Below are 21,406 nucleotides of genomic sequence, written 5' to 3' on the forward strand. Positions count from 1 at the left end.
ACCGCCCGGGATGCCGGGAATTACCAGCGATAGCGCAACGTCGCCATGACCGTGCGTTCTGCGCCCCAATAGCAACTCACGGCTGTTCCCAGGCAGTTGGCCACGTAACGCTTGTCGAACAGGTTGGACACGTTCAACGCGACTTGCGCGCCAGCGAGCGTGGGGCTGGCGCGGCCCAGATCGTAGCGGATCGCGGCATCGACCAGCGTCACGGCGGGGATGGCGTAGTTGTTGTTCAGGTCGCCATAGAAGCCGCCGCGGTACGTCACCCCCGCGCCCAGGCCCACGCCCTGCAACGGGCCGTCGCGCAGCGTGTAGTCGGCCCACAGGGCGGCCTGATGGCGCGGCACGAAGTTGAGCTGATTGCCGCGCTGCGCGGGATTGTTGCTCTTGGTGATCTCGCTGTCGCTCAGCGCGTACGACATCGTCAGATCCAGGCCGTTGTCGAAACTGGCCTTGCCCTCCAGCTCCAGTCCCTGCACCTGAACCTGGCCGGTCTGCACGACAAAGCTGGTATTGACCGGGTCCGGCGTGCTGACGTTGTTCTGGTTGATCTGGAACGCCGACAGCGTCACGAAGCTGGCGTAGCCGTTGGGCTGGAACTTGATGCCGGCCTCGTACTGCTCGCCGGTCGTCGGCTTGAGCGGCGAGCCGTCGCGCATCACGCCGGTCACGGGCTGGAAAGACGTGGAATAGCTGAGATAGGGCGCCAGGCCGTTGTCAAAGCGATACGTGACGCCAAGCCGGCCGGTGAAGCGGTTGGCGTCGGCATCGCGCGAGGTCCATGCCCACTGCCCGGCGCTGCCGCGCGCGCCGGTATCGGTGGTGCCCTCGGTCCAGTCGTAACGGCCCACCAACGTGAATAGCAGACGGTCAAGTTCGATCTGGTCCTGCGCGTACACGCCCAACTGGTTGCGCGTCATGTTGATCTTGGTGGCCGTGGGCGGGCGCGTCACCGGTGTGCCGTAGTCGGGGTTGAACACGTCGAACAGCGGCGACGCTGGCGGCAGCATCAGCCCCAGGCTGCTTTCGTTGTAGCGGGATTTTTCCCGCAGGTAATCCAGGCCGAAGGTGAGGTCGTGGCGTGTGGGGCCGGCCGTGAATTTGGCGTTCACCTGATTGTCGATCTGGAACGCATGCGATGTCTCGGGGAAGGCCCACGCGTAACGGATCGCCTGGGTCTCGGACGCCATCGCGCCGATCTGCACGCGGCGGGTGTTGGTGTCCACGTTGGTGTAGCGGGCGCTTTGCCGCACGCTCCAGGTGTCGTTCAGGCGGTGGTCCAACGTGTAGCCCACCATGGTCTGCTCGTTGGTGAAGATGTCGTAGCCGGGTTCGCCCACGAAGCGGTCGCGCGGAATGTAGCCAGCGCTGCTTTTCTCCAGCGTGCCGATGACCGGCAACACGGGCGCGCCGCCGCCGCCGTGGCTGGTGATCTTCTGGTACTGCACGTTCAGATTCAGGCTGGTGTCGGACGACGGGCGCCAGGTGAAGCTGGGCGCGATGAACTGGCGTTCATCGTCGACGTGCTGGTACTGCGTATCGCTATCGCGCAAGGTGCCGGTCAGGCGATACAGAAATTTGCCTTCGTCGTCGGCCGGACCGGAAAAGTCGAAGGAGCCCTGGTACCGGTTGAAGCTGCCCGCCTGCAGGACGACTTCATTGATCGGCTCGGCGGTGGGTCGCTTGCTGGTCATGTTCACCAGCCCGCCCGGGGCGCTCTGGCCGTAAAGGCCGGACGACGGTCCCTTCAGGATCTCTATCCGTTCCAGGCCATAGGTGTCGATGCGCGGCTGCGCGTATCCCCGCGCGCCGAAGGGCAGAAGCAGGCCATCCAGATAGCGCGCCGGGGTGAACCCGCGGATGGTCAGCCAGTCATAGCGCACGTCGTTGTCGCCGTACTGGGCGAAGATGCCCGGCGTGTAGCGGACGGCCTGCGCCAGCGAGGTGACGCCACGCCAGTCCATTTCATTGCGGGTGATGACGTTGATGGTCTGGGGCGTGTCGATCAGGGCCGCGTCCGACTTGGTGCCGGACCGGCTGCGCGTGGCGACGAAGTCGGCGCCGGAGGTCGGCGACGCATCGCTCGATCCCTGCACCACAACCGGCGACAACGTGGAGACATCGGCGGCCGCCGAAGGAGCGGGTTGCGCGCCGACGGACGCGGACGCCGCAAAGGCGGCGAGCAATGCCAACGGCAACGGCTTGACGGAGAAGGACACGGGGTTACCACCTGATCAATTTATAATTAACAAGAATCATTCTTGTGCGACGGCATGATTCCAGAACACCCGCCGGATGTCTGACGATTTCGCGGCGCCCATTGACGGTTTTGCTGCACTCGGCGCAATTGCGCTTGTTTCCCATGTCCGCTGAGCTCTCGCTTGACCCGTACACCGCTCCCGCCAAGCCTCACGAATGGTGGCGAGGGACACTTCCCACCGTGCCCGCGACGCAAGACTGGGAAAACGTCATCCAGTGCGTGGTGCGCGTCGAGGAAGGCGTCAGTGTGGTGGTGCTGGACGGCTGCCCATCGGCGGCGCTGACAATTCCCGCGCCGGGCGCGCCGGTGTTCGGCATGCAGGTATGGCTGGAGGGCGACGCCGTGCTGGCGTTGGACGGCGGCAAACCGCTGAAGGTGACCGGGGGCGCGGCGCTGCTCTTCAACCACGAACAGCCGTTGGGTTGGACCACGCACCTTTACGCGAATCGGCGCGTCCGGATGCTGGATATCCGATACACGCCTGATGCGCTCGCCCGGGCAGGCGACTCGGCGCCCATCACCCTGCTGACCCAACGGTTTCGCCACGACGTCAGCGTGCCGACCCACGGATCGTTGGTCGCAATGCTGGACGCGCCGGCCAGCCTGCTGACGTTGGCCACCGACATTTCCCGCAACGCGCCGACGGCGCCCGAGGCGCGACGGATCTGGTACCGCGCCAAGTCGCTCGAGACGCTGGCTGCCTTTGTGGAATTGCTTTCCGTGCAGCAAGTGCTGAAGGGACCCGCCGCAGAGGAGCGTCAGCAGGTGCAGCAAGCTTGCCGCTTGCTGCGGGAACGCTGCTCGGAACAGTGGCCGCCGGGGCGTGTTGCGCGGATGGTGGGCTTGTCCGAAAGGCGGCTGCAGGAATTGATGCGCGAAACCGTCGGCCGTTCGGTGCACGCCTATCTGAGCGACGCGCGGCTGGTTCGCGCCTCGGACCTGCTGCGCAGCGGCATGAGCGTCACGCAGGTGGCCGGCGACTTGGGCTACTCAAGCCTCAGTCATTTCAGCAAGATCTTCAAGGCGCGATACGGCGCATCGCCACGCGCCTGGTAAGGCGCTGAATATGCTCAGCGGCACGTCGATCAATCGATGCGCATCAAACCGCCGGCCCCTTGATCAGCCACTGCAGCATCCTCCGCAGCGAATCCCGGTCATACTCCGCATCGATAAGCCGGTACTGCTCCGGATCACGATTCACCCACGAATCGGTCACCGTCCACGCATCGCCGTCCTGCTCAAGCCGCAGTGCATAAATCCAGTTGCCGGTCCAACTGCGATGCAAACGCAGCCAGCCGTCGTGCAGGTAGATGAACCATTTGTCTTCCATCTCCTTCGGCACGAAGCCCTGTTGCAAGCGGGCGTACTCGTCGGCGGTAAAACGCCCCTGAAAATGCAGCGGTTCACGCTGCGCCGGCGCGGGCAGGTGCTTCCAGGAGTCTGGGGTGGCGATGGGCATGTGTGGGCTTCTGTTCTATGCTGGATTTTTCGCATACTACCAAGGCCCCGCCATGCACCTTCAAGCCGCCATTCCGATCCTGCGCATTTTCTCCGTGGAAAAGGCGCGCGACTTCTATCTGGATTTCCTGGGGTTCACCTGGGACTGGGAGCACCGCTTCGAGGCGGGTTTTCCGCTGTACGCACAGGTGCATCGCGGGGATCTGGTGCTGCATCTGTCCGAGCATCATGGCGACGCGACGCCGGGGTCGGCCGTATTCGTGCGGATGCAGGGCGTAGATGAATTCCACGCGGAGGTCAGCGCCAGGCAGTATGCCTACATGCGGCCCGGCGTCGAGGAGATGCCTTGGGGGCGCGTGATGGCGGTGATCGATCCGTTTGGCAATCGGCTCAGCTTTTGCGAGTCACAGGACTAGCGGCCTGCGCCTAGACCCCCAGATAGCGGTGCGCCAGGTCGGGCTGCGCGGCCAGTTCGGCGGGGCTGCCTTGCCAGACGACGCGGCCTTTTTCCAGGACGTGGTGGCGGTCAACCAGGGTCGCCATTTCCTTGAGGTTCTTGTCGATCACAAGAATGGTCTGGCCTTCTTCCTTCAAGCGGCGCAGGCAGTTCCAGATTTCCTGGCGGATCAGGGGCGCGAGGCCTTCGGTGGCTTCGTCCAGGATGAGCAGGCGCGGGTTGATGAGCAGGGCGCGGCCGACAGCCAGCATCTGCTGTTCGCCGCCGGATAGCGTTCGAGCGGATTGGGTGCGGCGTTCTTTCAGGCGCGGGAACAGGTCGAAGACGCGGCCGACGTGCCAGCCTGCGTGCGTGTTGCGGGCGGTGGCGACGAGGTTTTCTTCGACGGTTAGCGATCCAAACACGCGGCGGCCTTCGGGGACGAGACCGATGCCTAGCTGCGCGATGCGGTGCGGGGCCATGCCGGTGATGGGTTTGCCGTCGAGCAGGATGGCGCCGCCCTGCGCGGGCAACATGCCCATCAGCGTCTTGACGGTCGTGGTCTTGCCCATGCCGTTGCGGCCGATCAGCGAGACAACCTGCCGAGGCGCGATGTCCAGGTCGACGCCAAAAAGCACTTTGCTGGCGCCGTAGCCGCCTTGCAGTTGGTTCACTTGCAGCATCAGTCCTCCTCGCCCAGATAGGCGGCGCGCACGTCGGGATGGCGGCGCACCTCGTCGGGCGTGCCGGTGAAGATGGTCTTGCCGTAGACCAGCACGGTGACGCGGTCGGCCAGCGCGAAGACGGCGTCCATGTCGTGTTCGACCAGCAGGATGGCGTAGCGGCCCTTCAAGGTCTGGAGCAGCGCCGTCATGCGTTGCGATTCCTCGGCGCCCATGCCGGCCATCGGTTCGTCCAGCAACAGCACGGAGGCGTCCAGCGACAGCGCCATGGCAATTTCGAGCTGGCGCTTTTCACCGTGCGCCAGCGCGGACACGCGCACGCCGGCGCGTCCGGCCAGACCGACACGTTCGAGCGCATCGCGCGCCGGTTCGCGCAGCCGGGCCATGCGCCGCGCGTTGCGCCACAGGTTGAAACCGCCCGGGCTGTGCGCCTGCACGGCCATGGCGACGTTGTCTTCGGCGCTGAAGTCGGGGTAGAGCTGGCTGATCTGAAACGAACGGGCCAGGCCCGCGGCGGGGCGCCGGTAGGCGGGCATGCGTGTGATGTCGGCGCCGTCAAGCCAGATGCTGCCGGCATCGGGCAGGATTTCACCGCTGATCTGCGATAGCAGCGTGGTCTTGCCCGCGCCATTGGGGCCGATGAGGGCGTGCAGCTCGCCGGGCCGGACCGCGAGGTCGACGCCCTGCGTGGCGTGTACCGCGCCAAAGGATTTCTGCAGGCCGCGGATCTCCAGTTTAGGGTGGGTCATTGCTTGCCTCCCACGAGCCAGCCGTACACGCCGCGTTTGCCGAAGAGCACCACCAGCACCAGCACAGGTCCCAGGATCAGCATCCAATGCTCGGTCCAGCCGGTGGCGACCTGCTCCAGGCCGAGGTACACGGCCACGCCGAGCACCGGGCCGAAGATCGAACCCATCCCGCCCAGGATGACCATGGCCATGAGTTCGCCGGACTTCTGCCAGGCGGACATGTCCGGGCTGACAAAGAGCGCGTAATTGGCCCACAGCGCGCCGGCAAGCCCGGTCCCGGCAGCCGACAGCACGAACGCCGTGAGGCGATAGCGCAGCGGCGCGAGGCCCAGGGCGATGCTGCGGCGCGGATTCTGCTTGATGCTCTGCAGTGCCATGCCGAACGGCGAATTGACGATGCGCCGGCACACGATGATCCAAAGGGTCATGAGCGCCAGGCACACGTAGTAGAAGGTGGCCGGATCGTTCACGTTCAGCCCCGGCAACGTGTTGCGCGCATCGATCGACAGGCCGTCGTCACCGCCGTAGATCATCAGTCCGACAAGGATGAAGTACAGCATCTGCCCGAAGGCGAGCGTGATCATGATGAACTGCACGCCGGACGTGCGCAGCGACAGAAAGCCCACAACCAGCCCGGCCAGCGCGGCAACCGCGACGGCGAGCGGCCACATGACCAGCGCGGCATTGCTGCCGCTCCAGCCAAAGATCGTCTCGCCCATGTTGACGTGGAAGGCAGCGATGCCGATGACGTAGCCGCCTAGCCCGAAGAATGCGGCGTGGCCGAAGCTGACCATGGCGCCGTAGCCCAGGATCAGATCCAGACTGACAGCTGCGATGGCATAAATGAGAAATCGCGTCATGAGGTTGACGAGAAAGCTCTCGCCCGTGTCTTGCGCGATGGCCGGCACCAGTACAAAGAGCAACAGCCCGATCGCGTTGACGACGACGCCGCGGGTGATGCGCGGTCTGCCAGCAGAGGAAATGTCTGACACCCTCGACGCGTCGTCACGGTTTGGAGTGCCGCCTCGGGTGTCGGACACCGATGCGCCCGCGCCGCCGGTGTCAGATAGCGGTCCGGCAGCGGGATTCGTTGAAGTGGGTCTGGTCATGAATATCTTTCCTAGCGCTGGGCCGGCACCAGTCCGCGCGGCTTGAACAGCAGCACGATGGCCATCAGGATGTAGATGCTGGCGGACACGAGGCTTGAACTCGCGGAGTCCGAGAGCTCGGGCGGCAGCAGGCGCGACATCCAGAAGGGGATGTAGGCGCGCCCCAGCGCATCGGTCATGCCGATCATCAGCGACCCCACCAGCGCGCCGCGCACGGAGCCGACGCCGCCCACCACGATGACGACGAACGTGGTGATGAGAATGCGCTCGCCCATGCCGATCTCCACTGCCAGCAAAGGCGCGGCCATGACACCCGCAAAGCCGCAGAGCAGGGCGCCGAGCGTGAAGATCAAAGTGAAGAGGCGCTGGATGTTGACGCCCAGCGCGTCGACCATCTCGCCGTCGTCGGCGCCGGCGCGCACCAGCATCCCGACCCGCGTACGCGAGATCAGCAGCCACAGACCCACCGCCACCAGCGCGCCCGCACCGATGAAGGCGAGCCGCATGACGGGATAGTTCAAGCCGGGCAGAAGCGCGACGGATCCCGACAGAAAAGGCGGGATGTCCATGAAGGGCGGGCTGCGGCCGAACAGCACGGTCACCAGTTCATTGGTGAACAGGGTCAGACCCAGCGTGGCCAGCACCTGATCCAGGTGATCGCGCCGGTACAGGTGGCGGATGACCAGCAGTTCGACGATCAGCCCGTACAGCGCCGCGCCGGCCAGCGCAGCCAGCAGGGCGGCCGCGAACGAGCCCGTGGACGCCGCCGCGCTGGCCGCGCAGAACGCGCCCACCATGTAGAACGAACCGTGCGTCAGGTTGATGACGTTCATGATGCCGAACACCAGCGTCAATCCCGCCGACAACAAAAACAGCAAGGCGCTGTACTGCAGGCCGTTCAGGACCTGCTCCAGGAACATCAGCATTGCGACTCCTTCTCGGGAGAGCCTGAATGGCTAGGCCGCGCGGCGCCAGCGAGCCCGGCGCCGCGTGCCTTGTGCCGCGTCATGGCATCTTGCAGTCCGCGGCATGCACGTCCGTGTGGTCGCGGGCAAGCACCTTCAGATTCTTGTAGACCAGCTTGCCGTCGGGACCCGCTTCAATGTGCAGCAGATACCAGTCTTGGATCGGATGCTGGTTCGGGCCGAACTTGAATTTGCCGCGCACGCTGGGAAAGTCCGCGCGCCGCAACGCATTGCGGAAGTCGTCGGGTTTGCCGGTGATGTCGCCGTCCACGGCTTTCAACGCGGAGCCGATCAGATTGGCGGTGTCGTAGGCCTGGGCCGCGTAGGCGGTGGGCGCGCGGTTGTAGGCCTTGGTGAAGGCTTCGACGAAGTGCTTGCTCTGCGGGTTGTCCAAGTCGGCGCTCCACAGCGAGCTCAGGTAAAAGCCCTTGCCCGCGGTGCCGGTGGCGGCCAGCATGCGGTCGTCCATCGAGTAAATGGGCGTGATCATCTTGATCTTGTCCGCCAGGCCCGAGTTGGAAAACTGCTTGGTCAGGTTGATGCCCGCGCCGCCCGGATGGAACTGGAAGATGGCGTCGGGATTGAGCGAGCGGATGCGCGCCAGCTCCACCGAGAAGTCGGCCTGCTCGAGCTTGGTGTAGATTTCGTCGGCGATCTCGCCTTTGTAGGTGCGCTTGAAGCCGGCGATGGCGTCTCGGCCGGCCTGGTAGTTCGGGGCCATGATGACCACGCGCTTGGCGTCCAGCTCATTGGCCGCCATGCCGGCGGTGTCGGCGTACGAGTCGTTCTGGAACGCCACCGAGAAGTAATTGGGGTTGCAGGCCTTGCCGGCGAAGTTGGACGGGCCGGCGTTCAGGCTGACGTAGAAGGCGCCAGCGTTGAGCACGGTAGGCCCGACGGCGGCCATGACGTTCGAGAAATTGATGCCGGTGAACAGCCGCACGCCGCCTTGCACCATCTTGTCGGCGATCTGCTTGGCGTTGGCAGGTTTGAGCGCGTCGTCCTCGACGCGCACGTTGACCGGCACGCCGCCCAGCTTGCCGCCGCCTTCCTTGACGGCCAGCATGAAGGCGTCGCGCTCGTCTTCGCCGATGTAGCCGGCAGGCGTGGACAGCGTGCCGATGAATCCGATATCCACAGGTTTCTGCTGGGCGCTGGCCGCGTACGAGGCCAATGAAAGCATGACGGCGGCTGCGCCGCGGATGGTGCTTTTGTGCATGGTTGTCTCCTCTTGTTCTGATGCTTGTATGCCGCGTGCTCTTTGGCAAGCGGCGTTTTCCCTGCTGTGTCTTTTGCTGCGACTATTGCTGCAACTATTGCTGCGTCATTCTCTGCAGCTTTTGCTGCGTCCTTTATTGCCGCGCCGTCTATTGCGGCGCGCTTCCCGCCAGGCAGTTCTCCACCTTCCACCCATACAGCCACTGCAATGCGTCATAGAACTGGGCCTGGCTGCGCCCCGTCCACAGCATGTTGCGCACGGTGCGCTCCACGCCGCGCGCGTGATAGAGCCTGCCCATTTCGCGTGTCGACCACACCACGCGCGCACTGCGCGGGATGCGAACCGATTCGTACAACCGGAAGGCGGCGGGCAGGTCGTGCTCGCACTGCCTGATGGCCTCGCCCAGCGTCACGGCGTCTTCCAGCGCCATGCAGGCGCCCTGAGCCATGTATTGCGTCATGGGATGCGCGGCATCGCCCAGGATCGTGACGCGGCCCTCGCCCCACTGTTCCACCGGCTCGCGATCGGCGGTCGCCCAGCGCTTCCATGACGTCGGACGGTCCAGCATCTGATGCGGCGTCGGGTGTATGCCCTGGAAGTACGACAGCACCTCGTCCTTGCTGCCTTCCCGCACGCCCCATTCTTCCTGCTCGCGGCTATGGAAGGTGACGACCAGGTTGTATTGCTGCCCGCCGCGCAGCGGATAGTGCACCAGGTGGCAATGCGGCCCGGCCCACAGCACCGGGGCGTTGATGCGCAGCTCCCGGGGCATGTTCTCTTCTTCGACCACCGCGCGGTAGACCACGTGACCTGTGACGCGCGCCGGATCGCCCACCATGCGCTCGCGGATCACGGACTTGACGCCGTCTGCGCCCACCACCGCGTCGGCGCGGTAGCGGTTGCCGTGCGTGTCCACGACTTCCACGCCGTAATCGTCCTGCGTCATGCTGGCGATCTGCGTAGACGTGCGGAACTGGATCAGCGGGTCCTGCTGCACGGCCTCCAGAATGGACAGATGGATGTCGGCGCGATGAATCACCGCATACGGGCCGCCAAACCGTGCTCGGAACGCTTCGCCGGTGTCGATGCGCACGACCTCCCTGGCGTCCACCGCATCCATCATGATGATGTGGTCGGTGAAGACCGCGCGCTCGCGCGCCGTGCGGCCCACGCCCAGGGCATCCAGCGCCGCGAAGGCATTGGGGCCAAGCTGGATGCCGGCGCCGATCTCGCCGATGTGCGCGGCCTGCTCCAGCAGTTGCACGGCAATGCCCTGCCGCGTCAGCGCCAGCGCAGCCGCCAGCCCGCCAATGCCGCCGCCCACGACGATCACGGTTTGCGTCTTCGGGTTTGCCGCCTGGTTCGTAGTCATGTCGGAATCTCGCGGGTCAGTCGTGGCCGCCCAGGAAGGCGCCCTGTTGCTTCAATTGCGCCTGCAGCGCGGAAATGGAAACGTCGCCGGGCGCAATGCCGTCGCGCAGCGCCATCGCGGATGCGGTGCCGGCGGCTTCGCCCATCACGAAGCAGCTGCCGCTGACGCGCGCCGCCGACTGCCCCTCGTGCGTCATCGACGCGCAGCGGCCAGCCACCAGCACGTTGCTGGCCACGCCCGGTCCGCGCCGCGGCACCATCATGCGAAACGGCAGCTGGTTGTAGCCGCGCGATTCGGGGATGGGCGGCCACACCCACTTCACGTCGCCCGCCGTGTGCATTTCCAACGGCCAGCCGTTCACGCCGATGCTGTCCGGAAAATCCGCGCAGCCCAGCACGTGCTCCTTAGTCAGCACGGCCTCGCCGACGATGCGGCGCGTTTCGCGGATGCCAAGCTGCGGCGCGATGTCCAGCACATAGGCCTGTTCAAAACCGGGCACCTTGGCGCGCAGAAACGCCAGGTAGTTCATGATCTGTCGGCGGCCTTCCAGCTCGCCTGCCGACAGGGACTCCGCGTCGGTGCCGTCCGCCGCGCTGCCGTCCGCATTGGCAAGCTGCGTGACGTTGACGCGCCATTCGTAGTCGTGCTTTTGCGGCCGCACGATGGCACCTTTGCGCGGAAACGTGAATTCACCGCTGGCGGCTGCGTCGTCCATCAGCGCCGGGATGGTTTTCCAGGCCTCCTGCGCACGCGCGCCGTCCACATTGCCCACCTTGAACATCAGCGTGGGGTAGAGCATGTGGCCGTGGGCGTCGCCCTTTTCAAACGGCAGGCCCCCCCAATTCGCGATATCGGCGTCGCCCGAGCAGTCGATGAAGATCTTTGCGCGGACGGCGCAGCGGCCGGACTTGGTTTCCAGAAACAGCGCATCGACCCGGCCCTGATCGTCACGCGTCAAACCCGTGGCGAGCGCGTGGAACAGCACCTGCGCGCCGCTGTCATGCACCAGGCCATCCGCCGCGCACTTGAAGGCCGAGATGTCGTAGGCCTGCGCGTGGATCTTGCCCAGGATCAGGTGCGGATCGTTCAGCCCGTCCATCGCGCGCATGCGGTCCAGCAGGTCGTCGGTCATGCCGTGCACCACCTGCCGGATGTCGCCGTGGATGTTGGCGTGCAATCCGCAGAAGTTGGATACGCCCGCGGCGGTGCCCATGCCGCCCAGGAAGCCGTATCGCTCCACCAGCAGCACGCTCGCGCCGTTGCGCGCGGCGCTGGCGGCCGCCAGCACCCCGGCGGGGCCGCCGCCCAGGACGACGACCTCGTACTCGCCATACAGCGGCACCTGACGGGCGGGTTCGGTGATGACCATCTGACTCTCCTTGCGTTCATTGCAGCCGGCGTGCGGCGTCCTTCTTGGCCCACTTCTTGGCCCACTTCCTGGCCGCTTATCGGCACAGTTATTGGCCCTTGATCCCCAGCTTCTTGATCAGGGGCTCCCAGCGCTTCAATTCGTCATCCATGTAGCCGCGGAATTGCGCGGGCGTATCGCCCACCGGATCCATGAACTGCGCCTGCAGCCGCTTGGCCACCTCGGGATCGTGAATCGCCTGGATCAGCGCGTCGGACAGCTTCTTCTGCACGTCGGCCGGCGTCTTGGACGACACCACAAAGCCGATCCACGCCGAGCCCTCGATCCCCTGCACACCCACTTCCGCCAGCGTCGGAATGTCGGGAAGCAGCGCGGACCGCTTGGACGACGTCACCGCCAGCGCCTTCAACCGGCCATCCTTCACCATCGGCATCACCGCAATGGGCGGCAGCGCGGCAAACTGGGTGTCGCCCGACAGCAGCGACGTCAGCGCCGCCGGCGAGGACGGGTAGGGCACGTGCGTGGCGCGCGCGCCGATCTGCTGCAGCAGCAGTTCGACCGCCAGATGCGACACCGTGCCCGCGCCCGGCGACGGGAAGTTGTACTTGTCCGGATTCTTTTTCAGCGCGTCCAGCAGCTGTCCAATGTTGCCGATGCCGGCCGAGGCCGGGACGACCAGCACGTTGGGCTGATGCACCGCCAGCGTCAGCGGCGCCAGGTCCGTGGCGGGCGCGTAGGGCAGCTTGTCGAACAACAGCGTGTTGTTCACCAGCGGGCCGGTGATCGACACGCCGAAGGTGTAGCCGTCCGGCTTGGCGTTGGCGATGGCGAACGTGCCGATGTTGCCGCTGGCGCCCGGCTTGTTTTCCACAACGATGGTCTGGCCGAGGATTGCGCCCGCCTTTTCGGTGACGATGCGGGCCACCTGGTCGGGGCTGGAGCCCGGGCCGAATGGCACGACCGCCTTGAGCGGCTGCGTCGGCCAGGCATCGGCGGCAGTTGCATTGGCGGCCAGCGGCGCCAGCACGGCAAGGCTTAGTGCCGCAATGCGTCGCGCCACTGCGCGGCCAGGCAGCAAGGTCGAAGCTTCAAGCATGCGCGTCTCCCACGTCCTTCATGGTGTCGAAGTAGGTCTGTTCATTGGCGATGAAGGCGGCGACCATCGCGCGATAGGTGGCGTCCACCACCTGCTCCAGGTTGGAGAAGCCCTGGTTGTGGCGCTGGGCGAGCGCCCGGGCCTTTTCAAATACCTGGGCTTGACGCGCGGGCGCGCTCACTTGAAAGGCGTCGCGTTTGAATCGCGCGGCGTCCTTCACGTACATCGCGCGTTCGGCGATCAGCCGCACGATTTCATCGTCCAGCCGGTCGATGTTGGCGCGCACGTCGGCCAGATTGGCGCACAGCGGGCGATAGGCCGGATCGGTGTACTCGCGCAGCGGCGCGCCGTGGGTGTCGGGTTCTTTGCTCACTGGGTGTAGTCCGGTTGCTGTGCAGGCGCGGCCTGCTGGAAGGCGGGTTGCGCATTGCAGTGTTCGACGATGCGCAGGATGCGCGGATAGGCGGACAGGTCGCAGCCCATGCGCTGCGCGTTGGCCACCTGCGGCACCAGGCAGCAGTCTGCCAGCGTGGGCGCGTCACCAAAGCAGTACGCGCCGTGCCCGTGACGCGCCAGCAGCGCTTCCACTGCCGTCAGGCCTTCGCGGATCCAGTGGTGATACCAGGCGTTCTTCTGTGCGTCCGTCGCGCCCAGCACTTCCTGCAGATAGCGAAGGATGCGCATGTTGTTGACCGGATGGATGTCGCACGAGATGGCGTGGGACAGTTCCAGCACGCGCGCGCGCGCCAGCGCGTCGGCCGGAATCAGCCGCGGCTCGGGATGCGTGGCGTCCAGATAGTCGATGATGGCGAGTGACTGCGAAAGCTGCACATCGCCGTCGATCAGAAGCGGCACGCCGGCCGACGGATTGCGCGCCACATAGTCTGGTGCTCGCTGCTCCTGCTTGCGCAGGTTCACGGGCAGGTATCCGTAGGACAGACCTTTTAGCGCAAGCGCGATGCGCACGCGGTAGGAGGTCGAACTGTTGAAGAAGTTGTGCAGTTGCATGGATGGGGCGTTTCGTGAGGACGGTTGGCCGTGGGCGGATCTTTCAGGGACGTTCGGGGCAGGAACGTTGGTGCCGGAAACACTCATTCGGCCGTGATGCCGGTTCGGGCGACGACGTCGTCCCAGCGCTTGGCGTCACGGGCGATGAGGGATCCAAAATCGGCAGGCGTTGACGTGGCCGGCACCATGCCCTGCGCATCGAATGCCGTGGCGGTCGCGGGCGTCTGCAAGATGGCGTTGATCGCCTGGTTCATGCGGTCGACGATGGCGGGCGGCGTGCCTTTGGGCGCCAGGACCCCATACCACATGTCCACGTCGGCCCCCTGCAGTCCGGCTTCCGTCAGCGTGGGCACGTCCGGCAGCTGCGGCAGGCGCTTCGGGCTGCCGGTGGCGATCACCTTGAGTTTGCCGCCCTTCACCTGCGGCAGCGCCACGTGAACGGGTAGGAACATGTAGTCGAGCCGTCCGCCGAGCATGTCGGTGACGGCGCCCGCCGTGCCCTTGTACGGCACGTGCAGCAGGCTGGCGCCGGTGCGGTCCAGAAACAGCGCCATCGAAAGGTGATGGGGCGTGCCCACGCCGGGCGTGCCGTAGCTCAGTTTGCCCGGCGCGGCCTTGGCCGCCTGCACCACGTCGGCGACGGTGTTGGCGGAATTGGACGGATGCGTGACCAGCAGCAGCGAGCCCCACGAGGTCAGGCCGACCGGCGCAAAGTCCTGTTGCGGATCAAAGCGCAGCTTGCCCTTGTAGAGGCTGCTGTTCATGACGAACGTGTTGACCGTGACCAGGAATGTGTAGCCATCGGGGTTGGCGCGCGCGACCTTTTCGCTGCCGATATTGCCGCTGGCGCCGGCCAGGTTCTCGACGACGACGGGTTGCCCCAGCGTCTGCGGCAAGCTGGCCGCCAACTGGCGGGCAATCAGGTCGATGCCGGTGCCGGGTGTGAAGGGCACCACAAGCGTGATGGGGCGGTCGGGCCAGGCGGCGTGGCTCGCCGCGGCCGCAAGGGACAGCGCCGCGGCAGCCAGAACACGTAGCAACTTCAACATGGGTTGTCTCCTTGTTTGTCGCCGGTCATGCGCCGGCTTTGAAGGGCGGCGGGTCTTGGGACCCGCTCGCCGGGGCACTGAGGTCCGGCTACTGCTACACGTAAGGCGCGCGCTCCTTCAAGGCGACCGGGTCAAAGCCCGCCACCTCCTTGTAGCGACGCGATATCCCTTCCAATTCCTCGCGGCTGATGACGTCCTCGATCCGCGTATAAGGCTTGTCCGCCGAACGCACGTGGACTTCACGCAGGATCGCGTCCGGCGGGTTGCTGCGATTGGTCAGCACGACGCGCGTCGTGGCTTCGACTCGGGCGCGGTCGTACTGCTGCAAGGCATCGGGCGTCAGGCCCAGGCGCTTGAACTGGCCGGTCAGGTAGCGGGCGTCCACCACGGCCTGGCCCGCGCCGTTCGAGCCGCGCGGCACCATCGGGTGGGCCGCGTCGCCCAGCAACGTCATGCGGCCCCGCGTCCACGTGGGCAGCGGATCCTGGTCGACCATGGGGTACTCCAGAATCGAGTCTGCGTCCTGAATCAGCTTGGCCACGTCGAGCCAGTCGAAGTGCCAGTCGGCAAAGGCCGGAAAGAAGTCCTCGAGCCTGCCGCTGCGGTTCCAGTCGCGCACGGCAGGTTGCTCGGCTTCGATCTCGGCGACCCAGTTCACAAGCTGGTTGCCGTCCGCGTCAATGCTGTCGCGAATCGGGTAGATCACCATCTTGCCGGTGGACAGCCAGCCGGCGCGCACCATGCTCGCGCCCGACAGAAAGGGTTTGCAGCGCGTCGTGCCACGCCACATGTTCACGCCGGAGTAGCGCGGCGCGCCTTCCTGCGGGTAGAGCTGCTTGCGCAATACCGAGTGAATGCCGTCGCAGCCGACGGCAATGCGGCCGCGCACGAACGGCAGCGCATTGCCGTCGTTGTCTTGAAAGCTGGCCGTGACGCTGTCGGCGTCCTGCGTCACGCCCGTGCAGCGGGCGTTCACCACGACGCTGTCCTGGCCCAGACGGTCGCGCACGGCATCCAGCAACGCCATTTGCAGGTCGCCGCGGTGGATGGAGTACTGGGGCCAGTCGTATCCGGCGTCGGTGCCCGCCGGTTCGCCATAGATGAACTGGCCGTGCCGCGTGTAGAACACGGACTCACGCGTGCGCACGGCAATCGCGTCCAACGCGGGCAAAAGGCCCAATTCATCCAGTTCGCGGGTGGCGTGCGGCAGTAGATTGATGCCCACGCCCAGCGGCTTGATCTCTCGCACGGCTTCGAAAACGCGGCAGGAAATGCCTGCCTGATGCAGGCTCAGCGCCAGCACCAGGCCGCCGACGCCCGCGCCGACGATGATGACATCGGTGTCGGTGCGCATCGTCACACCATCTGCACGCTGAGCGTGCCCAGGCCGTCGACGCCGCCGACCATCCGGTCGCCCCGCACCACGGGTCCCACGCCTTCGGGCGTGCCGGTGTAGATGAGGTCGCCGGCTTCAAGACGGAAGTACTTGGAGAGGTACGCGATGGTTTCGGCAATGGACCAGATCAGCTTGCCGATGTCGCTGCGCTGCTTGTCCGCGCCATTGACCTGCAGCCAGATGCCGGCCTTCTCGATGTCCTTTACCGATTGCGCGGGATGCAGCGGGCCTATGGGCGCGCTCTGGTCAAAGGCCTTGCCCAGTTCCCACGGGCGGCCGGCCTCGCGCATCTTCATCTGCAGGTCGCGGCGCGTCATGTCCAGGCCGACGGCGTAGCCATACACGTGCTGCATGGCCTCGTCGACGGAAATGTTGGCGCCGCCCTTGCCGATAGCCGCGACGAGTTCGATCTCGTAATGCAGATTGGCCGTTTCCGGCGGGTAGGGCAGTGAAAGCGTGCTGCCTTCGGCAACGGGCACGACGGCGTCGGCGGGCTTGCAGAAGAAGAACGGCGGTTCGCGGTCGGGGTCAAAGCCCATTTCGCGCGCATGGGCGGCGTAGTTGCGGCCAACGCAATAAACGCGGCGTACAGGAAAGCTGTCCTGGCTGCCGGCGATGGGCACGGCGACGGGGGAGGCGGGGGCAAACACAAACGACATGGAGCATCCTTTGAAGACGGGATGGAGAGTCAGGCGCGCGAGGTGGGCGATCGGCACGCGCCGGTCAGGCGACGCGTTCTTCGCGCCACAGGCCCAGCGCGTCCTGCACCGGGCGGTCGGAATAGCTGAAGAGCGTGGCGTCTTCCAGCGCGGCAAGCTGCACAGGCATCCAGGACGGCGCGACGAAGACATCGCGCGGTCCGAAATGGAATTCCTGGTCGCCGATGCGCGCGGTGCCGCGACCCTCGACAACGCTGTAGACGGTTGAGTCGGTCGTGCGCGTGGTCTTGCCCTGAAAGCCCGCGGGCAGGAACTGCATGAACGTGGCCATCGTGGGCATGGGGTAGCCACCCGTGGCGGGATTCAGGTAGCGCAGCTTGACGCCGTCCCACGGGTCGAGTTCACCGTGACGGTAGAGCGCATCCAGCGCTTCGCGGCTGCGTTCGTACGGGTAGTTGAAGATGGGTGAGGTGCCGCTCGAAACCTGGTGACGCACGGGCGCCATGTTGTGGCCAAAGCGGGCCATGCTGTCGCCTTCGGGCCGCGTGACGGGCTGGGTGGCGGACGGATAGTTCTCTGCAAAGCCCGCGTCCAGAAAGCGCAGCAGCGGAATGTCCAGACCATCCAGCCAGACCACGGGCTCGCCGCCTTCGACGGTTTCCGCATTGCCGTGGTCATGCCAGGTCCATGATGGCGTGATGATGAAGTCGCCCGGGTGCATGGTGGTGCGTTCGCCGTTGACGGCAGTGTAGGCGCCGCGCCCTTCCACGATAAAGCGCAGGGCCGATTGCGTGTGACGGTGGCTTGGCGCGATCTCACCCGGCAGGATCAGTTGCAGTCCTGCGTACAGGCTTTGCGTGATGCTGGCCTGGCCCGGCAGACCCGGGTTTTCCAGAATCAACACCCGGCGCACGGCTTCTTCTGCCGTGATCAGCGATCCGGACGCCATGACGTCGTCGCGTACATCGTCATATTTCCACAGCGCTGGCACGCAGCGCGGCGCGGGCTGGCGGGGCACCAGGTTGTGCAGCGACTCCCACAGGGGCGCCATGTGTTTCTTGGCGATGCGCGCGTAGTAAAGGGCGCGGTCCGAGGCAGCGCTGTCCGCGCCGGTGGAATGACCGTCGTGCATGGTTGTCTCCTGTATGTCCGGCTATTGCCGGCTTCTACGGGCGGCCGCCGCGTGGGTTCGCAGCTGGTCCTGGTATGGAGACGATTATGCGAGCAGGAGCTATGCAGTTTGAAATGAAATTATCTTATTATCCATACCAATAACCATATACATACGAGACAAACCTCCCACCAAGAGGGCCTGCATGGACTGGACCCACCGCCTGCGGCTGCGCAATCTGAAGATGCTGCTCAGCCTGGCCCAGACCCGCAACATCAGCCACTCGGCCGCCATGCTCAATACGACGCAGCCGGGTCTATCGAAGTGGCTGAAGGATCTGGAAGACGACATCGGACTGCCGCTCTTCGAGCGCCACGCGCGCGGCCTGCGCCCCACGCCGCATGGCGACGTGCTGATCGCGCATGCGCAGCGTGTGGAGTCGCAACTGGATCGCGCCAGCGCGGACATGGCGGCGCTGCGCGAGGGCGGCGGTGGACGCGTCGTGATCGGCGCATCGGGCGCGTCCGCGTCCGACACGGTGCCGCTGGCCGTGATGAAGCTGCTCGAGCGCATGCCGCAGGCGCGCGTCAAGCTGGTGGAGGGCACGACGGATCGCCTGCTGGCGCAACTGGCGCAAGGGGATCTGGATATCGTCGTGGGGCGCTCGGCGCCCGAGCATCACGATCCGGCGATCCGCTTCGAGGCGCTTTATCTGGAGCCCATCCACCTCGTGGCGCGGCCCCGCCATCCGCTGTTCGCGGTGGAGCAGCCAAGCTGGCAGGATCTGCTGTCCTATCGCTGGATTCTGTGGCCCAAGGGCACGCCCATCCGCAACGCAGTAGACGCCGCGCTCGCCGCAGCAGGCCAGGCGCCGCCGCCGGACCATATCGAGTCGAACTCGGTGACGGTCAACCTGACCCTCATCAACAACAGCGACATGATCGGCGTCGCCTCGCACCGTGCCGCGCTGCGGTTTTCGCAGATGCGGGCGATGCGCATCATCCCCGTAAGGCTGTCGGGATTCGGCTCGGTGGCGATGTATTGGCGCGAGGATGCGTTCCGGCCGGTTGCGGTTGAGGAGGCCATGGCGGCGCTGAGAAATACGGTGGCCGAGCACGCGCCAGGAGTGACCCGGCTATGACTCCCGCGCCCGCCTCCGGCCTGAATGCCCTGATCGAACAGTGCCAGCGGCTGGAAGCGGCGCTGAACGCGGGCAAGGACCCGGGGACGGCGGCGTCGATGCATCGCTTCGTCGCGGAAATGGAAGCGGAAGAGGGCCGCGCGCCGCCAGGAACGTGGTCGCCGCTGGTGCTGTCCGTGCTGGTGATGGCGGGCGGACTGGGCGTCGGGATTGAACTGTTGAGTCTGCTGCTGCGGTTCGTGGGACCGGCAATGGCAGCGTTCGCGCTGGTGGCGGTGTGCGCGGGAACCGCGCTCGCGCTAGCGATCGGGATGGTGCTGATGATGGCGGGACGGGTGCAGGGCGTGGTGCTGTTGAAGCGGGTCTGTATCGGGTTGATCGTTGTGGGTAGCTTCGGCGGGATCGCCTGGACGCAGGGCGACGTCAGGGCCGTGGGGCCGGTGGTTGCGGTGCTTGGCGGATTGGGCGCCTGGCTGGTGATGAATTCGTCGGGGTTTTATGTGTTTGTGGGGTATCGGGTGGCGTTGCGGTGTTTGGCGCGGCGGGTATAGCGATTACGAGCCATCTGTGTTGTCGCTTGAAGGGCGCCGCGCAATGCGCGGCATCTCCTAGCGCCCAAGCGCTTCCGGCGGTGGTGGCGCACCGCGGACGTTGAAGACGCGGCACACCGCGTACCAGCACAGCGCGGAGAACATGTTGTAGGGAAAGAGCACGAACCACAAGGGCAGCAGCCAGGTTTTCTTGCCTTGCAGCTCGCCCGGTTCGCCTGTGCGCCAAGGCGCGTAGTGGCGCCAGGCTTCGGCTGGGGTCATGCAGATACGGTGGAGCGGGGCGTACCACCAGTTGGGCTCTCCCGGCGCGGGCAACCTGTCGGGGCCTTCTTCCATGAACTACCGGATGTATTCCCACACCTGTGCGACGTATCGCGGGTCTGGGTCGCTGCTGTTGTTACTGTCAACGCAGAGGACGACACGGTCCTTCTCTTGATCGGCCGCAGGCTTGGGGCCGAAGGCGAGGGCAAAGTTGGTGGTAAATCCAGCGCCGCCAAATTCATTGCGTACGAATACGCCACCCTCAGTCTGCGCCCAGTCGAACTGGATTAGGGTCTTGTTGCGCAGATAAATGACTTGTTTGAGTTTTAGGTTGAAGTAGAAATTGGTCAAGCGCTTGATCAAAAAGATTCGGTACCAAAGAAATGGGGCAAAGACAAAAGAACTGATGAGGACTATAAAGGCCAAGTAGTAATCAAGTCGGTGCTCAAACGCGAATATGTCTGAGTCTGTCCAGATATACGTGTTGACGCCGAGGAGAACCATAGTCAGCGATGTGTACATCTTTGCCATGAACACGGAATCGCCAATCCATGGGTTGCGCAACGTCAATACATTGCAATCAGCGCTGACAAACTGATCATGAATTGCCGGATCGATGCCTACTTTTCGCTCTGGAGAATAGGTCCAGGTAATTGCCATCGTTCAGGCGATTGCGTTTATCTCGTCCCAAATGACTTAATGAAAAACTGGCTGTCCCACGTGTGAAAGTACAAGGTCGCGAATCACGGTGCGGTTCTCGACTCGGCATCCATTTCAGCCGGCCACTGCACTTTGGGCGCGAGGCGCAGGCTGATGTTGTACCAAGGCACGTCATTGTGATCGCGTGGCGGATCTGGAGGTGGAAGCGCTGAAGGACCTTGCTGCATGTATGTGCAGATATATGCCCACGCAAACTCGTCCGCGCCCATTGTGCTCAGGGGAAAGCGATCAATGACCTTATTGGTCCCGGGCTGGACGATGGAAAGAACCACACCCCCTTTCAAGATGAGCGCGCCTTGCGGTGTGACGGCGCGTTTGTGCCAGCGCTCGGCGCGCACTTGGCACCAGTCGTATGCCGCGGGAGCGACGTGCCAGCGCTCAAACGGGTTCCACCATCGATAGTGAAAGTTGTAGGCGTATAGCCGTTGGCGCGCACGATTGAACCTAAGCGGAAGGTCTCGAGGAGGTGAGATGTCCACCCGAATAGACAATGAAGCCATCCATACACACGCTGCCACGCAAAAAAAGCCTGTCCAAACAATGAAGGGATCTTTGAATGTATAGAACTGAGGCGGCGCAATTAAGATGTATAAGCCTATTACTGCAACTAAAATTCCCAGCCAGAATAGAATTCCTCGTGCGAGCGCAGAGCTTCTCGATACTTCGAGGTATATATCATCCAAATGGTTAGGAGCATTTCCTTCGAGAGCAAGCGGTGCGGTCGGCTTGCAGAGCGGAGCGGGCAAGTCTGCTATCCAGCCACTGCATGGAGGGAATAGTTTGGGGCCTGT

General features: G+C 64.8%; 23 protein-coding genes. 4 read left to right on the forward strand and 19 right to left on the reverse strand.

All coding sequences use genetic code 11. The annotated features are described in order from the left end of the window. Positions 1-20: 20 nt before the first annotated feature. Positions 21-2,222 (reverse strand): TonB-dependent siderophore receptor, encoded by a 2,202-nt coding sequence (locus HV681_RS05960; RefSeq protein ID WP_175122210.1) that lies wholly within the window; start codon positions 2,220-2,222, stop codon positions 21-23. A gap of 143 nt (positions 2,223-2,365) precedes the next feature. On the opposite strand from HV681_RS05960, the gene HV681_RS05965 reads away from it, so the two are divergent. Further along, on the forward strand, positions 2,366-3,319 hold the full coding sequence (locus HV681_RS05965; RefSeq protein WP_175122211.1) for a helix-turn-helix transcriptional regulator: 954 nt from the start codon (positions 2,366-2,368) through the stop codon (positions 3,317-3,319). 43 nt (positions 3,320-3,362) lie between these two features. On the opposite strand, the gene HV681_RS05970 is transcribed toward HV681_RS05965, so the two are convergent. Further along, a complete protein-coding gene (locus tag HV681_RS05970; protein ID WP_175122212.1) occupies positions 3,363-3,722 on the reverse strand; it encodes a hypothetical protein in 360 nt (119 codons plus the stop codon). Positions 3,723-3,774: 52 nt separating this feature from the next. Here HV681_RS05970 and HV681_RS05975 point away from each other — a divergent pair, with 52 nt between their 5' ends. After that, positions 3,775-4,137 (forward strand): glyoxalase superfamily protein, encoded by a 363-nt coding sequence (locus tag HV681_RS05975; protein ID WP_175122213.1) that lies wholly within the window; start codon positions 3,775-3,777, stop codon positions 4,135-4,137. 10 nt (positions 4,138-4,147) lie between these two features. Here the strand turns inward: HV681_RS05975 and HV681_RS05980 are convergent, their stop codons facing one another. The 14 genes from HV681_RS05980 to gtdA all read right to left on the reverse strand — a co-directional run bounded on the left by HV681_RS05980 (position 4,148) and on the right by gtdA (position 17,963). After that, positions 4,148-4,840: an ABC transporter ATP-binding protein gene (locus tag HV681_RS05980; protein WP_175122214.1), complete on the reverse strand. Its 693-nt coding sequence runs from the start codon at positions 4,838-4,840 to the stop codon at positions 4,148-4,150. Next, positions 4,840-5,589 (reverse strand): ABC transporter ATP-binding protein, encoded by a 750-nt coding sequence (locus HV681_RS05985; protein WP_175122215.1) that lies wholly within the window; start codon positions 5,587-5,589, stop codon positions 4,840-4,842. The genes HV681_RS05980 and HV681_RS05985 overlap by 1 nt, the downstream gene beginning before the upstream one ends. Then, on the reverse strand, positions 5,586-6,548 hold the full coding sequence (locus tag HV681_RS05990; protein ID WP_175122782.1) for a branched-chain amino acid ABC transporter permease: 963 nt from the start codon (positions 6,546-6,548) through the stop codon (positions 5,586-5,588). The genes HV681_RS05985 and HV681_RS05990 overlap by 4 nt, the downstream gene beginning before the upstream one ends. 161 nt (positions 6,549-6,709) lie before the next feature. After that, positions 6,710-7,624 carry a branched-chain amino acid ABC transporter permease gene (locus HV681_RS05995; protein ID WP_175122216.1) on the reverse strand — a complete coding sequence of 305 codons (915 nt, stop codon included), beginning with the start codon at positions 7,622-7,624 and terminating at the stop codon, positions 6,710-6,712. A gap of 79 nt (positions 7,625-7,703) precedes the next feature. Beyond that, on the reverse strand, positions 7,704-8,882 hold the full coding sequence (locus HV681_RS06000; RefSeq protein WP_175122217.1) for an ABC transporter substrate-binding protein: 1,179 nt from the start codon (positions 8,880-8,882) through the stop codon (positions 7,704-7,706). 148 nt (positions 8,883-9,030) lie between these two features. Continuing rightward, entirely contained in the window at positions 9,031-10,254 is a 1,224-nt protein-coding gene (locus HV681_RS06005) for a 3-hydroxybenzoate 6-monooxygenase (RefSeq protein WP_175122218.1), read from the reverse strand. Positions 10,255-10,270: 16 nt separating this feature from the next. After that, the gene (locus tag HV681_RS06010; RefSeq protein WP_175122219.1) at positions 10,271-11,623 is read right to left on the reverse strand and encodes an FAD-dependent oxidoreductase; all 1,353 of its coding nucleotides are present in this window, start codon (positions 11,621-11,623) and stop codon (positions 10,271-10,273) included. Positions 11,624-11,711: 88 nt separating this feature from the next. Further along, a complete protein-coding gene (locus HV681_RS06015; protein ID WP_175122220.1) occupies positions 11,712-12,719 on the reverse strand; it encodes a Bug family tripartite tricarboxylate transporter substrate binding protein in 1,008 nt (335 codons plus the stop codon). Further along, complete coding sequence (locus tag HV681_RS06020) at positions 12,712-13,092, reverse strand: chorismate mutase (RefSeq protein WP_175122221.1); 381 nt, start codon at positions 13,090-13,092, stop codon at positions 12,712-12,714. The genes HV681_RS06015 and HV681_RS06020 overlap by 8 nt, the downstream gene beginning before the upstream one ends. Then, positions 13,089-13,727: a maleylacetoacetate isomerase gene (gene maiA / locus HV681_RS06025; RefSeq protein WP_175122222.1), complete on the reverse strand. Its 639-nt coding sequence runs from the start codon at positions 13,725-13,727 to the stop codon at positions 13,089-13,091. Before maiA ends, HV681_RS06020 begins: the two co-directional genes overlap by 4 nt. Before the next feature lie 83 nt (positions 13,728-13,810). Beyond that, the gene (locus HV681_RS06030; RefSeq protein WP_175122223.1) at positions 13,811-14,776 is read right to left on the reverse strand and encodes a tripartite tricarboxylate transporter substrate binding protein; all 966 of its coding nucleotides are present in this window, start codon (positions 14,774-14,776) and stop codon (positions 13,811-13,813) included. Between the two features lie 94 nt (positions 14,777-14,870). Further along, complete coding sequence (locus HV681_RS06035) at positions 14,871-16,130, reverse strand: flavin-dependent oxidoreductase (RefSeq protein WP_175122783.1); 1,260 nt, start codon at positions 16,128-16,130, stop codon at positions 14,871-14,873. Positions 16,131-16,132: 2 nt separating this feature from the next. Further along, complete coding sequence (locus HV681_RS06040) at positions 16,133-16,831, reverse strand: fumarylacetoacetate hydrolase family protein (protein WP_175122224.1); 699 nt, start codon at positions 16,829-16,831, stop codon at positions 16,133-16,135. A gap of 64 nt (positions 16,832-16,895) precedes the next feature. Beyond that, positions 16,896-17,963 (reverse strand): gentisate 1,2-dioxygenase, encoded by a 1,068-nt coding sequence (gene gtdA, locus HV681_RS06045; protein WP_175122225.1) that lies wholly within the window; start codon positions 17,961-17,963, stop codon positions 16,896-16,898. Positions 17,964-18,147: 184 nt separating this feature from the next. Between gtdA and HV681_RS06050 the strand changes: the two genes are divergently transcribed. After that, a complete protein-coding gene (locus HV681_RS06050; protein WP_105240897.1) occupies positions 18,148-19,083 on the forward strand; it encodes a LysR family transcriptional regulator in 936 nt (311 codons plus the stop codon). Further along, positions 19,080-19,634, forward strand: a complete 555-nt coding sequence (locus HV681_RS06055; RefSeq protein WP_175122226.1) for a hypothetical protein — start codon at positions 19,080-19,082, stop codon at positions 19,632-19,634. The genes HV681_RS06050 and HV681_RS06055 overlap by 4 nt, the downstream gene beginning before the upstream one ends. A 57-nt stretch (positions 19,635-19,691) precedes the next feature. Here HV681_RS06055 and HV681_RS27795 read toward each other — a convergent pair whose 3' ends face one another. From HV681_RS27795 to HV681_RS27805, 3 genes are all read right to left on the reverse strand, one after another. Beyond that, complete coding sequence (locus HV681_RS27795; RefSeq protein WP_175122227.1) at positions 19,692-19,970, reverse strand: hypothetical protein; 279 nt, start codon at positions 19,968-19,970, stop codon at positions 19,692-19,694. A 3-nt stretch (positions 19,971-19,973) separates the two neighbouring features. Beyond that, complete coding sequence (locus HV681_RS27800; RefSeq protein ID WP_175122228.1) at positions 19,974-20,555, reverse strand: hypothetical protein; 582 nt, start codon at positions 20,553-20,555, stop codon at positions 19,974-19,976. Between the two features lie 83 nt (positions 20,556-20,638). Then, positions 20,639-21,361, reverse strand: coding sequence for a DUF6708 domain-containing protein (locus tag HV681_RS27805; RefSeq protein ID WP_254594893.1), 723 nt, complete (start codon positions 21,359-21,361; stop codon positions 20,639-20,641). Between the last annotated feature and the right edge of the window lie 45 nt (positions 21,362-21,406).

Source organism: Achromobacter animicus, assembly GCF_902859585.1.
Taxonomy (GTDB): domain Bacteria; phylum Pseudomonadota; class Gammaproteobacteria; order Burkholderiales; family Burkholderiaceae_B; genus Achromobacter; species Achromobacter animicus.

Coding starts and splice junctions, on each gene's coding strand:
- HV681_RS05965 (WP_175122211.1), top strand. CDS start 2,366: ATGTCCGCTGAGCTCTCGCTTGACCCGTACACCGCTCCCGCCAAGCCT.
- HV681_RS05970 (WP_175122212.1), bottom strand. CDS start 3,722: ATGCCCATCGCCACCCCAGACTCCTGGAAGCACCTGCCCGCGCCGGCG.
- HV681_RS05975 (WP_175122213.1), top strand. CDS start 3,775: ATGCACCTTCAAGCCGCCATTCCGATCCTGCGCATTTTCTCCGTGGAA.
- HV681_RS05980 (WP_175122214.1), bottom strand. CDS start 4,840: ATGCTGCAAGTGAACCAACTGCAAGGCGGCTACGGCGCCAGCAAAGTG.
- HV681_RS05985 (WP_175122215.1), bottom strand. CDS start 5,589: ATGACCCACCCTAAACTGGAGATCCGCGGCCTGCAGAAATCCTTTGGC.
- HV681_RS05995 (WP_175122216.1), bottom strand. CDS start 7,624: ATGCTGATGTTCCTGGAGCAGGTCCTGAACGGCCTGCAGTACAGCGCC.
- HV681_RS06000 (WP_175122217.1), bottom strand. CDS start 8,882: ATGCACAAAAGCACCATCCGCGGCGCAGCCGCCGTCATGCTTTCATTG.
- HV681_RS06005 (WP_175122218.1), bottom strand. CDS start 10,254: ATGACTACGAACCAGGCGGCAAACCCGAAGACGCAAACCGTGATCGTC.
- HV681_RS06010 (WP_175122219.1), bottom strand. CDS start 11,623: ATGGTCATCACCGAACCCGCCCGTCAGGTGCCGCTGTATGGCGAGTAC.
- HV681_RS06015 (WP_175122220.1), bottom strand. CDS start 12,719: ATGCTTGAAGCTTCGACCTTGCTGCCTGGCCGCGCAGTGGCGCGACGC.
- maiA (WP_175122222.1), bottom strand. CDS start 13,727: ATGCAACTGCACAACTTCTTCAACAGTTCGACCTCCTACCGCGTGCGC.
- HV681_RS06030 (WP_175122223.1), bottom strand. CDS start 14,776: ATGTTGAAGTTGCTACGTGTTCTGGCTGCCGCGGCGCTGTCCCTTGCG.
- HV681_RS06035 (WP_175122783.1), bottom strand. CDS start 16,130: ATGCGCACCGACACCGATGTCATCATCGTCGGCGCGGGCGTCGGCGGC.
- HV681_RS06040 (WP_175122224.1), bottom strand. CDS start 16,831: ATGTCGTTTGTGTTTGCCCCCGCCTCCCCCGTCGCCGTGCCCATCGCC.
- gtdA (WP_175122225.1), bottom strand. CDS start 17,963: ATGCACGACGGTCATTCCACCGGCGCGGACAGCGCTGCCTCGGACCGC.
- HV681_RS06050 (WP_105240897.1), top strand. CDS start 18,148: ATGGACTGGACCCACCGCCTGCGGCTGCGCAATCTGAAGATGCTGCTC.
- HV681_RS06055 (WP_175122226.1), top strand. CDS start 19,080: ATGACTCCCGCGCCCGCCTCCGGCCTGAATGCCCTGATCGAACAGTGC.
- HV681_RS27795 (WP_175122227.1), bottom strand. CDS start 19,970: ATGGAAGAAGGCCCCGACAGGTTGCCCGCGCCGGGAGAGCCCAACTGG.
- HV681_RS27800 (WP_175122228.1), bottom strand. CDS start 20,555: ATGGCAATTACCTGGACCTATTCTCCAGAGCGAAAAGTAGGCATCGAT.